The 15,229-nt window shown below is 54.0% G+C and carries 9 protein-coding genes and 2 rRNA genes; 9 read left to right on the top strand and 2 right to left on the bottom strand.

Translation table 11 applies throughout. From position 1 onward, the window contains the following. The first annotated feature begins 167 nt into the window (after positions 1-167). From CEE36_09980 to rrf, 9 genes are all read left to right on the top strand, one after another. Positions 168-602: a hypothetical protein gene (locus tag CEE36_09980; protein TKJ39902.1), complete on the top strand. Its 435-nt coding sequence runs from the start codon at positions 168-170 to the stop codon at positions 600-602. Continuing rightward, a complete protein-coding gene (locus tag CEE36_09975; GenBank protein ID TKJ39901.1) occupies positions 599-1,762 on the top strand; it encodes a cysteine desulfurase NifS in 1,164 nt (387 codons plus the stop codon). The genes CEE36_09980 and CEE36_09975 overlap by 4 nt, the downstream gene beginning before the upstream one ends. Beyond that, complete coding sequence (locus CEE36_09970) at positions 1,763-2,404, top strand: iron-sulfur cluster assembly scaffold protein (GenBank protein ID TKJ39900.1); 642 nt, start codon at positions 1,763-1,765, stop codon at positions 2,402-2,404. Positions 2,405-2,556: 152 nt separating this feature from the next. Beyond that, on the top strand, positions 2,557-4,746 hold the full coding sequence (locus CEE36_09965) for a hypothetical protein (protein ID TKJ39899.1): 2,190 nt from the start codon (positions 2,557-2,559) through the stop codon (positions 4,744-4,746). Between the two features lie 131 nt (positions 4,747-4,877). Then, the gene (locus tag CEE36_09960; protein ID TKJ39898.1) at positions 4,878-7,580 is read left to right on the top strand and encodes a hypothetical protein; all 2,703 of its coding nucleotides are present in this window, start codon (positions 4,878-4,880) and stop codon (positions 7,578-7,580) included. Positions 7,581-7,602: 22 nt separating this feature from the next. Then, positions 7,603-7,929 (top strand): hypothetical protein, encoded by a 327-nt coding sequence (locus CEE36_09955; GenBank protein TKJ39897.1) that lies wholly within the window; start codon positions 7,603-7,605, stop codon positions 7,927-7,929. Positions 7,930-8,217: 288 nt separating this feature from the next. Further along, positions 8,218-11,237: ribosomal RNA gene (locus CEE36_09950) — 23S ribosomal RNA — on the top strand. Between the two features lie 165 nt (positions 11,238-11,402). Next, on the top strand, positions 11,403-12,623 hold the full coding sequence (locus CEE36_09945) for a hypothetical protein (protein TKJ39896.1): 1,221 nt from the start codon (positions 11,403-11,405) through the stop codon (positions 12,621-12,623). A gap of 295 nt (positions 12,624-12,918) precedes the next feature. Beyond that, positions 12,919-13,034 (top strand): 5S ribosomal RNA (gene rrf, locus CEE36_09940). Between the two features lie 86 nt (positions 13,035-13,120). On the opposite strand, the gene CEE36_09935 is transcribed toward rrf, so the two are convergent. Continuing rightward, entirely contained in the window at positions 13,121-14,713 is a 1,593-nt protein-coding gene (locus tag CEE36_09935) for a hypothetical protein (protein ID TKJ39895.1), read from the bottom strand. 249 nt (positions 14,714-14,962) lie between these two features. After that, a partial coding sequence (locus CEE36_09930; GenBank protein ID TKJ39894.1) for a hypothetical protein occupies positions 14,963-15,229 on the bottom strand: 267 nt, incomplete at its 5' end.

Below are 15,229 nucleotides of genomic sequence, written 5' to 3'. Positions count from 1 at the left end.
AGATCGTGCGACGAAGCAATCTCTTCACCCCACGCCGTTGCTTCGCAACTCTGCGGGGATCCCGGGATTTTGACCACCTTCTGACTACTTTCTGACCAACTTCTGACCAGCTTTTGTCCAACTTCTGCAGAGGTTGACAAACCCTAGATAAAAACTATAATTAAGCGATGGCAGAGCAAGAGTTTGGAGAAATTATCGCGGTAGAAGGGCCGATAGTGAAGGTGAGGATGCGCCCCCAATCCGCCTGTGCGGCTTGCGGCCAGAAGGGTGTGTGCTTTGCTGCTGGCAAATACCGTGTCCTGATTGCACGGGCTCAAACTGGGATTCATGAGGGCGATGTGGTTTCGATAGATTTCCCTTCCGGATCGTCAATTATCTCCTCTTTACTGATCTTCGTCGGTTCGGTGTCTGTTCCTTTGACCACGTGGCTCATTGCGGAGTTGGCCAAGGCTCCGCTTTGGTTAAGGGTTGCTTCAGCCGCCGCTGCTTTGCTGGTTTACTGGGTATTTCTAATCAGCCTGAATAGACGCCTAAAGCGCTCGGGCTGGTTTCTGCCGCGTGCTGAGAAGACTAAAGGTGGGAGCCAGGAGCCAGCCCAATGAACGAGATCTATCTGGATAATGCCACCACCACCCAGCTTGATCCATGGGTGCTTGAGGAGATGAAACCCTTCCTCTTGCAGGAGTATGCAGCTCCTTCAGGGCATTTCGGATATCAGGCATCGCTGGATGCGAAGGAGAAGCTGGAGCAGGCACGTGCAACGATCGCCCGATCAATCAACGCCGAACCCGAAGAGCTCATATTTACCTCAGGTGGCACAGAGGCCAACAACCTTGCCCTCCTGGGCTTGGCGCGGGCGCTCAAGAAACCTGCCCATCTTGTCACCACCGCCATAGAGCATGAGTCGGTGCTTAACACCCTGCGAGCCATTCAGAAAGAAGACCTTGAGCTTACCGTGGTCGGTGTGGATCCCGATGGTCGTGTTAAGCTGGATGAACTCGAGAAGGCCTTGAGACCTGAAACGATCCTCTGTTCAGTCCAGCTGGTAAACCAGGAGGTAGGCACTATCCAGCCTTTGAAAAAAATCGGCAAGCTATGTGCGGAAAAGAGCATCCCTTTCCACACAGATGCAGTGAACGGCTGGGGCAGGGTTGGCTTTGATGTTAAAAAGATGAACCTCTCGCTTGCCGCCCTTACCGCACACAAGATTCACGGGCCCAAAGGCATAGGTGTTCTCTACAAGCGCAAAGATGTAAAACTTTCACCCATCATGTATGGCGGATACAACGAGTTCGAGCTGCGTCCGGGTACCGAGAACCTTCCAGGTGCTGTGGGCATGGCCAGGGCTGTCGAGATGATGAAGCCCGAACATATAGAACATATCGATAAGCTCAAGAGGATGCTCTGGTGGGGGATCAAGAAAGAGATACCCTGGGTGCATCTGAACGGCTCCATTGATCGCGGTGCGCCCCATATCATTAACGTGACCTTTGACTACATCGAGGGTGAATCCATCCTTCTGCACCTTGACATGCAGGGAATCGCGGCCGCAACCGGCTCTGCGTGTTTTTCCAAGGCGCTTGAGGCGTCCTACGTTCTTCTTGCAATGGGCAGGCCGCACGAGCAGGCTCACGGCTCAATGCGCTTCAGCTTCTCGCGTTTCAACACCGAAGAGGAGATTAAAAGAACCCTCGATGCCCTTAAGGGGATCGTTGCCGATCTTCGCAAGCTCTCACCCTTGACACCCGACAAGGAGGCCTAGATGCTGCCCTACTCCAAGAAGGTAATCGAGCACTTCAAGCATCCAAGGAACGTAGGAGAGATCAAGGACGCCGACGCTGTGGCAATGGAGGGAAGCCCGGCGTGCGGCGATATGCTGAAGATATCCCTCAAGGTTAACGAGAAGACCCATGTGATTACCGACATCAAGTTCGAGAGCTTCGGCTGCGCTTCAAACATCGCCACCGCCTCTATACTTACCGAGATTGTTAAGGGGCGCACGATTGAGGAGGCGGAGAAGATCTCATGGAAGCAGGCTGCAGAAGAGCTTGGCGGCTTGCCCCCTGTCAAGATGCACTGTGCAGTTCTGGCAGTGGATGCCCTTCGCTCGGCTATTGAGCAGTGGAAGGAGAAGCACGGGCTCGTAGATAAAAAACCTACCACCCCTGACGTACTCCTGCGAAAGCTTCGCAACGTGCTCAACCCCCTTACCGGTGCGTCGATTGTGCGCATGCAGCTCCTGGTGAACTTCGACGTCGCCGACGGGGTGATAATCATAGATCTTGATCTTACACCTGATCACAAGTTCGCCGCCCACATCTCCGAGGAGATCCACGAGAAGCTCGATCATCTCTGGGATATAAAGGAGGTGCGCGTTAACTTCGTGGGCGAACCCGAGTCCTAGATCAACTCACTGAGTCAATAGGCGATTTCTGAAAAGAAAAACACCTACAGCTAATTAAAGATTGGTTCTGAGTCTTATCCACTTGACAAATCAAGCCGCAGTGATTAAGATCGAGGTGAAATCGCATCAAGATAACCAAACAAGGAGGCGGTATGAACTGGTTGTTAGTGATGCTTTCCCTCATTGCCTCTGGCGAGGTGGATCGGGGGATAACTGCTGAGATGTGGCCGGTGGAACCTGAGGCTGTCGTTGGGGAGATTCCGGAGTCTTGGCAGGCAGAACAGCTGGGGTTGCGGGTCGTCTATGACGGCCAGACCTATGATGAGGTTAGTTTCCGCTTGCTGCTTCCGCCTTTGACCGGACTCGTCCTGCGCTGCGATCCTGACGCCCTTACCCTTGCCGATACCCTTGCACCGGACTACGGTCTGACTGCAGATGCCGAGGCCGCGGTTGAGGCGGCTCCTCGCTGGCTCCGGCCCGATCTCGTTGATAACCTGATGCAGGTGAGCGATTCGCGCCAGAACACCCTGGCTGAGATGATCCTAAATCCTGCGGATGTCCGTCTGCGTGACGAGATCGCCTTTCAGGTGGCACATATCTCACCTCCACACCTTATGGCTATGGATCTTTCCATCATTGAGCGCAACCTGGATTCCCTGTTCGCGATCGACGATGAACTGAACTATGTTGAGATCGTTGATTACGGCGATCCTGAAACCGATGATGATTACTACTCCACTGCCCGCTACAAGGGGCTGGATGGTGAGGATACCGTAACCTTTGAAATACACACTGAGATTTACTACTGGTACGTAATCATGCCGCACATCACAGACGAGCTGCCCAAGATCATCTATAACAAGTTCTGGCGAGAGTTCCTTTACTACGATAACGGGACCTCCTCCTACACCGCCAATTCAGCAGGAGATCCCTATCCTCTCCTGCGCGACGCGCTTGCCGATATCGCCTACGTCTGGGACGGCGAAAGACACATCTGGCCCGGTGATCGCGAGCATTCGACTGATATGGGTGCCATCAATGCCATCGGCTGGTGGACCTCGAGGGTTCTGCCTCGATCTGCCACCAACCCCCGTCCGATTCAGCCCTCGGAGATCGCTGTCGATCACGACGGCAACTGCGGCGAGTGCCAGGACCTCTTCTGCGCCGGGCTGCGAACCGGCTTGATACCGGCTCTGGGTGTAATGGACATCAACGAGGACCACGTGTGGAACGCGTTCTGGTGGCCTGATGATTATCTATCTTCAGAATCGGGCGGGTGGTATCCATGCCAGGTTGATCTGGGCGGCGGGGTTACGCACGCCGCTGACTCAGGCTGTGCTTACGACAAGGATCGCGGCGGCGGCAAGTACTGCTCAATGATCTGGAACTGGCGGCCTGACGGCTTTCAGTGGAGTTCGATCGAGACCTACTCGGCCTCCTGCACACTGAGTGTAAACGTATACGACAAGGACGGTAATTCTGTACCGAACACTGACGTCAAGCTGTTAAGCGAAGGCTGGAAAACGATTCAGAAATATAGAGGATTTTCCGGGATTACTGACCGTAATGGGGTTTACACAACTACACTTGGAGAAGAACAGAACTACTACGCCTCGGTTTACCTGCAGAGCCTGGGGCAGATTATTGATTCCACTTCGGCACCCGCTGGTACGCATTTTGCTATCCCTTGCACACTTACCACCAACTACAAACCCCAGCCACGCGAACTTGATTTCTACACCTACGAGCACTTCTCCATCGAAGCAAAGATCGATTCCACTCTCCCATTACCCTCTGAGGAAGTCTGTTACATTGTGTTCTTCAACAACCATGCTGAGATGGGCGAGGTTATCTCCGGTACCGTTTCATTTGAGGGTACGGATTTACGACTTCAGGTTGATGCCGAGTATGATCTTGGACATTGCTCCACCTATTCTTACGAAGAGAGGTCGAGCCAATCGGCTGTGAAGTTTGCTCCAGGTAAGCTTACTGACTTCATGATCACGGATTATGAGGGTGTGCGTGTTTTAGGTGTTGCCGAGCCCTCCTCGCCCTCCTCTGTGATGCGAGAACCACTGGTTCTCGAGATGCTGCCATTTTCTCGCGGCAATGTAACAAGCTTTACGATCACTGGCTGTTGGGAACCCGTGAAGCTGGCCATCTATGACAAACTTGGACGCAGGGTATATGAAACTTCAGCTGATCCCGATCCCTCAGGTAACGCGAGTGTAAAGTGGCATGGCATAGATCGCGTGGGACAGGCTCAGCCTTCAGGTGTTTACTTCGTGCGGGTCCAGGCCGGCGACCAGCAGTTGGTTGGCAAGTTCGTTATGCTGCGCTGATAGGTGCGCTGAAAATGGGAATGGGAAAGGAACATAGACTCTGCTTGCTAACCATCTCTTGGCGCACAGACTCGATTTGCTTGACAACCTTTGCTATCACGGGTAGAATCAAGTAGAGCATAGATGAAACGATGCAAACAAACCTGGAGGTTTTGATGAGAGCCAATGGCCGTAGTATTCCCCTACTTGCACTTGCCGTGATATTGTTGCCCCTTGCGGCCGGGGCGATTCAAGCGGGCGAGCTGCAGTACGTTTTAGAGTTTTCCTCAAGCGAGCTTCGTATAGAAGCAGTGGGCGAGTATACCCTTATCTCGTTTTCCGACGCCTGCTACGACGCCCAGCCAGGGCATCCACTCGTGCCTTTCATGGCCAGGCGCTATCTTCTTCCAAGGGGTATGTGCGTGAGCCGGGTTCGCCTTGAGGCCACAAGCATCAGGACGCTTAGCGTGGCTAAACCCCTCTATCCTGCGCAGCCCGCAAGGCCTTTCAGCTCACAGAAGGTTGAGTTTGTCGAGCCGCTTGCAGAGGTCTATTCCTCCACTGTGCCCTTGTTCGATTTCCAAGCCGAGCTTTTATCCGAGGGTCTCCTGGAGGGCGAACGGATCGCGGCGATTGCACTGCGTCCTATCCGCTACATACCGGCCCAGGGCAAGATAGAAGTCGCTGAAAACATGGTACTTACGATCGAGTACGAGCAGGACTTTACCTATGACGGCGGATCGGTCCGTCTTTCCGCTGGCCAGGTAGCGAGTCTTAGGCAGAGGCTTCGGGGTTTGGTCGAGAACCCCGAGCTGGCCGGCGCGCTTACCACCTTCTCTGCCCCTGCCCCTGACGAGTATCGTCATGCCATCGTGACGCCCGCATCGCTCGTAAGCTCTTTCCAGCCGCTTGCCGACTGGAACACAAAGCTGGGCGACCGGGACACGGTTGTTTCTTTGGAGAGCATCGATGCCGGCTTTAGTGGCCGGGATCTTGCCGAAAAGATACGCAACTTCGTCTCTTATGCGCACGAGGAGTGGGGGCTTGAGTATCTACTGCTTGGAGGAGACGCGCAGCTGGTACCCACGCGGGATTGCTGGGTGTTCCAGTACGGCTGGTGGCCTCATCCCTATGATACGATCCCAACGGACATGTATTTCGGGGCGCTGGACGGCGATTGGGATGCCGACGGCGATGATGTCTTCGGGGAGATGAACGACAACCCTGACCTGTATGCCGAGGTTGCGGTTGGTCGTGCCTGTGTTGACAATGCAGACCAGGTTGAGCTTTTTGTTGATAAGGTGAAGGCCTACCAGGAGAATCCGCCTGAAGGTTTCGCCGACAAGCTTATGCTGCCGGCTGAGATATTATGGACAAACCCCTATTACCCGGGTGACGCAACCAACAACACCATCGCCGATCTTACGCATCCTGAAACGAGAATCGCCAGGATGTACGAGACCCAGGGTACGCTTTCACGTGCAGCGGTCCAGGATTCGCTGAACGAGGGGGTGGGCATCGTTCACCACATGGCCCACGGGAATGTGATCGGCATCTCATGTGCAAATGGTCTGTTCATCACCACCCATGCGAACAATCTTACCAATGCTGGCAAGACCCCGGTCTACGTTTCCATCGCATGTCTGGTGGGGGCTTTCGACTACAACAGCCCGGACTGTCTGGTTGAGGCGTTCCAGAACGCCCAAGAGGGCGGCACTGTGGCCTGGGTAGGCAACTCCCGCTACGGCTGGGGTACACCACCAGCACGCGGCCCCTCCGAGGACCTGGACGTATCCTTCTTCGAGACCATCTACGATAAGGCGAACCCCGAGGCGGGCCCGACCCTTATTGCGGCTAAGGACGATAACGCCGGATACTGGGGCTCCTACCGGGTCGGACGCTGGTGCATATACGAACTCAGCCTCTTCGGCGATCCTGCGATGCCAATCCATTCGCGTGAGATCTCGGCTTTCATTGTCACCCATGACGAGCCGCACGCAGGTCCTCAGACCTTCAAGGTCACGGTCGGCTCAGAGGCCGGTTACCCGGTGGAGGGTATGCTCGTTTGCGTTCGCCAGGAGCCTTACGTGTACGCTTGGGCAAGGACCGACGCGGAGGGCGAGGCCTATCTGGATATCAATCCGGTAGCGGGTCCGATGAGCCTTACCGTGAGCGGAGCAAATCACCGTGTGTGGATTGATAACGATCTAGAGGCGCTGGGTCGCGACCTTGCATGTACCCGCATTATCGATCCGGTGGGCAAGATCGAGCGAGGAGAGATAAAGCCCAGAGCGGTCATCGCCAACCTCGGCAGAGGCGTGGACTCATGCTACGCCAAGTGCCGTATCACAGGGCCGGGTGCCCACTACGAAAAAGGCGATCTTGAGGGCATCGTTTACCTCGATCCGGGCGAAGAGGACGACGTAAACTTCCCCTCATGGACGCCACCGGGTGGACCGGGGGACCGCTACAGGGTCGAGGTGACCGTATACCTCTGGCCTGAGAAGACGACAGAGGATGAGAATCCATCCAACAACACCCAGGTCGGCTACTGCGACATACTGGCTGGCGTTGAGGTCACGGCCACCACCATCGTGGCTCCTGAGCAGGACTCAGTCTGTGCCAGGATGATTCCTGAGGCTTGGTTTACGAGCATCGGCACCGAGCCGGCAGAGGGGTTCTACTGCCACTCGGAGATCGCCTCTATGAGCTATCACACCGCACCTTACCACGACAGCTTCTACGTGGCAGGGCCTTTGGAGCCCGGCGACTCCACTAACGTGAAGTTTGCCTCCTGGGTCTGCGACGACAGCCTTCTATACATGGCCCACCTTCTACGCTACCAGTGCAACTGAGGATTATCTGGCGTCCACCCCTATGGGTGTGATGTTCCAGGGCGTGCCTTGGACAGGCATAGCTGAAGAACCCGATGTGCTTCGGATAGAAATTGCAGGGCCTAACCCTTCTGCAACAGGCACCTTTGTGAGTTACTCTGTTGGGACCCCGACCAAGGTAACAGTTCGCATCTTTGACGTGACCGGTAAGCTGGTGCGTACGCTTCAGGAGGGCGAGCTTTCAGGTGAGGGCAGCCTTTCATGGAACGGGACGGACGATGCCGGCAGAAGGCTTGCAGACGGCCTGTATTTCATAAGAATAACTACGCCGCAGTTCAACCGCACCGCCAAGATCGTCCTTCTGAGATAAGGCGTTTTCAACTCGGTGGATTAGCACCGGCGGCCCGACTCCCTGGGAGCCGGGCCGCTTTATCCTGATCTTGCGCAAGATACCTAAGACAGAAACGGTTTCTGAATAGACAGGTTCCTTAAGCTGGTTGATATAGGCAACTTGCCTCTTAGACACTTGACAAGGGAAAAGATTCGCCTATAATCATCAGTTGGAGGGAGAGGAGAGTGGTACAAAAGTGAACGGCGGAAGGACGGTGTCCTTCAGCCTATGTTCTTTGGAAAATTGGGAGTGCAAGCGGAGAGTACAAGTTCAAGCTACTAAGGGTGTACGGTGGATGCCTTGGTATCTGGCGGCGATGAAGGACGTGGTAAGCTGCGATAAGCGTCGGTGAGGTGCAAACAACCTTTGACCCGGCGATCTCCGAATGGGAAAACCCAGCGAGAGTCATGTCTCGTTATCCCTGCCTCAATGAGACAGGGAGGCCAACCCGGGGAAGTGAAACATCTCAGTACCCGGAGGAAAAGAAAGCGAAGCGATTCCCCCAGTAGCGGCGAGCGAAAAGGGAGAAGCCTAAACCGATTGAGGTGCCAAGCCTGCAGGCCTTGCCTCAGCGGTGTCGTGGGACCTGGTGTCCCGGAGCTGCAGCTCCCGGGAAGGAGTTACAAAACGCATCTTCTAGCCGAATCGTCCTGGAAAGGCGAACCAGAGTAGGTGATAGTCCTGTAAGCGAAAGGGGATGTGTCTCCTAGCCAGGCACCCGAGTACCACGGGACACGTGGAACCCTGTGGGAATTCAGGCGGCCCACCGTCTAAGGCTAAATACGTCCAGATGACCGATAGTGGACCAGTACTGTGAAGGAACGGTGAAAAGAACCCGGAGACGGGAGTGAAATAGAACCTGAAACCGTGCACCTACAATCAGTAGGAGCCTAGTGCTTGTTCGGACTGTGTCCGTTCAAGCACGGGTGACTGCGTGCCTTTTGCATAATGAGCCGGTAAGTTACTTTGCGCGGCAAGGTTAAGCCCTTAAGGGGCGAAGCCGCAGCGAAAGCAAGTCCAAACAGGGCGCGAAGTCGCGTATAGTAGACCCGAAGCCTGGTGATCTACCCATGGCCAGGGTGAAGCGAGGGTAACACCTCGTGGAGGCCCGAACCGGTGGATGTTTCAAAATCCTCGGATGAGCTGTGGGTCGGAGCGAAAGACTAATCAAACCAGGTGATAGCTGGTTCTCCCCGAAATGTCTTGTGGGACAGCCTCAGGTGTTCAGTAACGGAGGTAGAGCGACTGATTGGATAAGGGGAAGAGATTCTTCCCCAAGTTCAGCCAAACTCCGAATGCCGTTACTCTAGAGCCTGGGAGTGAGGCTGTGGGGGATAAGCTCCATGGCCGAGAGGGAAACAACCCAGACCATCAGCTAAGGCCCCTAAGTGTTGGCTAAGTGGCAAAGGAAGTGGAATTGCCCAAACAGCTGGGATGTTGGCTTAGAAGCAGCCATCATTTAAAAAATGCGTAACAGCTTACCAGTCGAGTGGTTCCGCGCCGAAGATATAACGGGGCTAAGTCAGCCGCCGAAGCTATGGGTGGCGCTCTTTAGAGCGTCGCGGTAGGGGAGCGTTCCGTAAGCGTGTGAAGGCGTGTCGTAAGGCGCGCTGGACGTATCGGAAGCGATCATGCCGGCATTAGTAGCGACAAGACAGGCGAGAAACCTGTCCGCCGAAAGCCTAAGGTTTCCTGGGGAAGGTTAATCCGCCCAGGGTTAGTCGGTCCCTAAGGCGAGGCCGAAAGGCGTAGCCGATGGGAAACGGGTTAATATTCCCGTACCGGTTGCGAACCGTTATGAGCTATGGGGGGACGCAGGCGCAAGAGATGATCCACCTGTTGGATGGTGGTCCAACTCCGGAGGGTGGTCCGTAGGTAAATCCGCGGGCCTGAGCCCAAAGGAGGAATGGAAGGCCTTTGGCCGCAAACTCGTCTCAAACACCTGCCGAGAAAAGCCTCTATGCCAGGTTCACAGCCGACCGTACCGTAAACCGACACAGGTAGGCGAGGAGAGAATCCTAAGGCGCTCGAGTGATACTCCGTTAAGGAACTCGGCAAATTGATCCCGTAACTTCGGAAGAAGGGATGCCTTCCCGGGCGAGTTAACTCGTTTGGCAAGTTCGGGGAGGTCGCAGAAACCAGGCCCCGCCGACTGTTTATCAAAAACACAGGGCTCTGCTAAGTCGCAAGACGACGTATAGGGCCTGACGCCTGCCCGGTGCCGGAAGGTTAAGGAAGGGGGTCACTCCTCTTTTTGAGGACGAAGCTCCCGACCGAAGCCCCGGCAAACGGCGGCCGTAACTCTAACGGTCCTAAGGTAGCGAAATTCCTTGTCGGGTAAGTTCCGACCCGCACGAATGGCGTAACGAGTGGGGCGCCGTCTCGACGGAGTGCTCGGCGAATTTGTAGTGGCGGTGAAGATGCCGCCTACCCGCGATTGGACAAAAAGACCCCGTGAACCTTTACTGTAACCTGGTATTGGGTCTTGGCCATCCATGTGTAGTATAGGTGGGAGACAGTGAAGCCTGGACGCCAGTCTGGGTGGAGTCATCGGTGAAATACCACCCTTGGGTTGTTGGGGCTCTAATCCATGCATCAAAGCTGGAGACAGTGCCAGGCGGGCAGTTTGACTGGGGCGGTTGCCTCCTAAAAGGTAACGGAGGCGTTCAAAGGTTTGCTCAGCACGGACGGTAACCGTGTGCAGAGTGTAAGGGCATAAGCAAGCCTGACTGTGAGGCCGACGGGCCAAGCAGGCGCGAAAGCGGGACCTAGTGACCCGGTGGTTCCTTGTGGAAGGGCCATCGCTCATCGGATAAAAGGTACTCCGGGGATAACAGGCTAATACCGCCCAATAGTTCTTATAGACGGCGGTGTTTGGCACCTCGATGTCGGCTCAGCGCATCCTGGGGCTGGAGAAGGTCCCAAGGGTTGGTCTGTTCGCCCATTAAAGCGCTACGTGAGCTGGGTTCAGAACGTCGTGAGACAGTTCGGTCTCTATCCATCGTGGGCGCAGGAGACTTGAGAGGAGCTGTCCCTAGTATGAGAAGACCGGGATGGACGCACCTCTGGTGTACCGGTTGTCGCGCCAGCGGCATCGCCGGGTAGCTATGTGCGGAATGGATAACCGCTGAAAGCATCTAAGCGGGAAGCCAACCTCAAGATTAGGTCTCCCGGGGCTCAAAGCCCCCTGAAGGCCGCTCGAAGACTACGAGTTTGATAGGCCACAGGTGTAAGTGCAGTAATGTATTTAGCCGAGTGGTACTAATCGGCCGTGAGGCTTGAACTTCTCTTAATGCACTCCCTACCTTTGTACCCCAAACGGCTGCTTTGCATCCGTTCGGGGACCTCGTAGAGTTTTATATACCCTTGGCTTCGGTCAGGGGTATTTTTTCTCCAGGCAAGAAACTTTCTAATAAAAGCTTCGTCTTAATAAGTGAATCAAGGAGGTAGGAATGCATAAGAGATGGACGCCAGGATCGATTTGGGGAACGTCAATCCTTTTGGCATTAACCTTCAGCGCTGTAATAGCTCAGGAAACCAAAGCCTACACCGACACCCTTGACCTCACCGAGTACGCAAGGGACGAGCTCTTTTTTATGTCTCAGATTACCAGGGCAGACAGCCTGCCTATCTTCTTTGCCTTCCACGATTCCCTGTGGAAACCAGCTTCGGGTGTTTTATGCGTGGTTGAGACAAAGAAAGGGAGGTTCGAAAAGACATCCGATAAAAACGGTGAAGTTGTGTTTTGGATCCCGAGGAAGGCACGAAGAATAACAGGTTTTAAGGTATATTCCTGCCAGCCAGTCAAGGGAGAATTCCCTTTGACTGGGTCAGCCGGTTCGGAATCAACAAATTTGGGTCTAATCGGTTCCCTCACAGTCTTTTTCAAACTTTTCATAGCAGCGAGGAATGCACCTTTGTATTTATCTTACGGTATGCCTGAGTTGGAAGAAGATGGAATTCGGGTTCTTTATCCGAGTGAATTCAACAAACAAGCAGGCCAGGTTCTGGATGCGGTCCTGAAAGGCAGAAAGGTTATAGAAAGTGAACTCGATATGGAATTGAAACCAGTTAAGGTGGTCTTGAAACAGGATACGGCAACTTTTGAACTTCATATAGGCGGAGGGTGGTGGACCACCCCTGAGATTGACAGTTCATACGTCTTCGGAACCATTCCACATGAATGGGTGGAGAGTTCTCTTGGTAGTATTTACAACGTTGATGGCCGCTGGATTGGAGACGGGTTGGCCAACTACGCCGCTTTCGAGATTGAAAAGCGTTATTATCCAGAAGGCTATTCCCGTCTGCACCGGGATGACTATCCAAGGTATGATCCAAAAAAGACTTACGATCTCAGGACCTGGAAGGAAGCTCAGATTATTAATCTCAGGGGTGGAAGGTCGGTTGATGTCTTCGGTTATCTTCTCGCTCCCTACTTCTGGGCCAAGGTGGTGGAAAAGTCCGGAAATCCGGAGCTCATCCCCCGGTTCCTTGAAGAATGCCGAACCGCAGAAAACAAGAGCTCTGATACCGCGATCGCAATCCTGTCACGGCTCAGCGGGCTGGATATCGAGGAAGAGATGGTCATCACCGGCAAGGAGTTCAGGGAAAACGTTGGCCGGTACTGGCCCGAGCCCCAATCATCGTCAGTAAACAAATCAGAAAAAGAATAACTCTCACTTTGTCAAGTTGACGAATAGAACAGACATGAGTACCCGCGAACAGTTCGTAGGGGCCGACGTTGGCGTCTTTGGACGCCCGCCTTGCGTCAGCTCGGCCCGCTTCATTAATTAAGCCAGGCATGTGGCACAGGCTCTCCAGCCTGTGCGAACAGACTGCTATGGAGTGCAATGACACGGTCATTGCGGCATCAACATGGTTTATGCACTCCAAAAAGCCAAAGGTTGACAGCGGGTAATGGGTAAGTATAATTCCGTTTCTGTGAGAGAGGGATTGGACAATGAGTTTTTCGGCGGCTATACCGGGAGTGATCACCCGTTCCCATTCCGAACACGGAAGTTAAGCCTCCCAGGGCCGATGGTACTGCGCTGGTAACGGCGTGGGAGAGTAGGTCGCCGCCGAGTCATTGTGAAGGCTCGCCTTGCAAGGCGGGCCTTTTTAAAATGCTCCTTTTGTCGGAGGACAAAAGATCGCATCCGAACCGTTTGGATTACTCAACCAGAAGCATCTTCCTAGTTTGCCTGAATCCGTCGGCCGTCTTGAGTTCGCAGAAGTAAACGCCGCTTGTGAGTCCTCTGCCCTGCTCGTCTCTGCCGTTCCAGGAAACGCGATGGGTTCCAGGTTCAACCATACCCCGAATCAGGGTGGCTACCTTCTGCCCGGCCGAGTTGTAGACTGAAAGGCTTACCTCGTTCCTCGTGGGTATACCGAAGGCAATCTCCGTGGTTGATGTGAAGGGATTAGGTGTGTTCTGTCCGAGGTAGATCTCTTGCGGGATCACACCCTGATCCTGCTCAACGGCGCTTGGTTCATAGGATACGATTTCGATAAAACGGTGCGCGTTGCCCGTCCGATCCACGAGCACGACGTGAACGAAGTAGTCCCCTGGCTCATCAAAGGTGAGGGGAATTGGAGGTGGATTGGGTCCCTCGGAGCTGCCTTGGGGTTCACCCGGGCCGTCCCCGCCGGAATTCGATTCTTTAGGGCAGACGATGAACATCACAAGTATGGTGCCTGTGGGGCCTGTCCCGGTCAGGTTAGTCAGAAGGCCTGTGTTGGGGTCCAGTTCTCCTGTTTCAGTCTCACCGGTCCATGGATCCATGAAGTCAACCTCAAAGTTATCGTTGGGAAGCGGTGTGTTTACGATGGAGTTCAAAGTCATGATGTGGCCTCCTCCGCCAGGCCAGATAACTCCACACAAAACATCCTGGCCCCTCTCCAGTTCATTGCGCATTATGTCCCAGTCGTAGCCTGGGTTTGTAACCGTATAGCCATTACCGTGGGCTGCAATCCAATCCACCAGACCCGTTACAATGCCCGAACCCGTAGTTCCGGAGGTTGCGCTGGTTCCCATTTCCGCCGCAAGGGCATCCACCAGGTCATGATCACTCAGTCCGCCTCCAATCTGGTTATCTCCTTGATTCTCAAAGTACTTAAGGCAGGCTGCCGCCCCGGTGGGAGCGCAGTGATTGTCGGAATGAACGCGCTGGTCGATCTCCGGTATTCCCTTTTCAAATTTCGCCAGCTTCAGGTCGGTGTAGTCAATAACTGTGGCTATCTCCTCATAAATGTCCTGGACGGAAACCAGTAAGGTGTCATCATGCCATTCGAACTCGACCGCTACATCGTCAAGGGGGGTGGGATCGTAGGTGCGGTCGGTCTCCACGCTGAACTCTTCACGCTCCATGTGAGCAGTGGCCCGGAACATGACGCTCATATCCTCCTGGGGGACAATATTGTGAGGCAAGTAAGCAGACCATCCGTCCCCCTCAGGGTTACCTGCAGTCTCTACGGCATATATAGGTTCAGATCCATCTTGGTCGGTGCCGAAGAGCTTCCAGGTTCTTCCTTCGTCTATGGAATAGAAGAAGTCTACGTATTGGATCTCTCCTTCGGGATCCAGAACGTGAAGCTGGACCTGTGTGGTGTTGTTTTCTCCTCCTATCCAGTTATGCCAGGGTTCAGGGTTGAGCCAGTCTCCGACTCGCAGCAATGGCTCTCCTAGCTGAGCCCACGCTGGTGTGGTGATGAGAAGAACCATCGCCAGAAGGAACAATAAGGTTCTCTTACACTGATTATTCATTTAATCCTCCTTCGGTTTTCTCAATCGACGGAGTACTCCGTCGATCGTGGTTTTGGTTCCGTCCCTTGTTCCAGTCAACCTCTTGTGTCTATGGGGGTGAAGGAAGCGCCTCCTCCGACGTTCAAGAATCAACTGAGGCGCCACTCCAACACAGCCGAAACATAATCAAAATTTGAGGTTTGTCAAGGTTAGGTATTTCTAAACCCAAGCTTCCAGCCAGAATTTTCTGTCGGATTATCTTTAATCAGATCAGGGGTTATCCGGGACAACGATCACAAAGTACATGGGACCCATCTGCTCGATTGTGATTCGTTTGAACCCGGCATAAGTGATCAACTCATAGATCCTGCGCCTTGTGTAGAAATAGACAGGGCATCGTTTTAATCCTAGCCTTAGCTTCCGCAAGGGGGTTCTGTAACTCCAAAGTTTTGGAAAGCTAAGAAAGGCTTTCTCCCTGGTCAATCTTCTTATTCTAGTCAGCGTTGGCAAGGGATCCTTGATATAGTCCAGTACACC

Source organism: candidate division TA06 bacterium B3_TA06, assembly GCA_005223075.1.
In the GTDB taxonomy this organism is placed as follows: domain Bacteria; phylum Hydrothermota; class Tepidihabitantia; order B3-TA06; family B3-TA06; genus B3-TA06.
The sequence above is the reverse complement of the archived record's forward strand: the minus strand, read 5'-3'. Positions and strand labels throughout refer to the sequence as shown.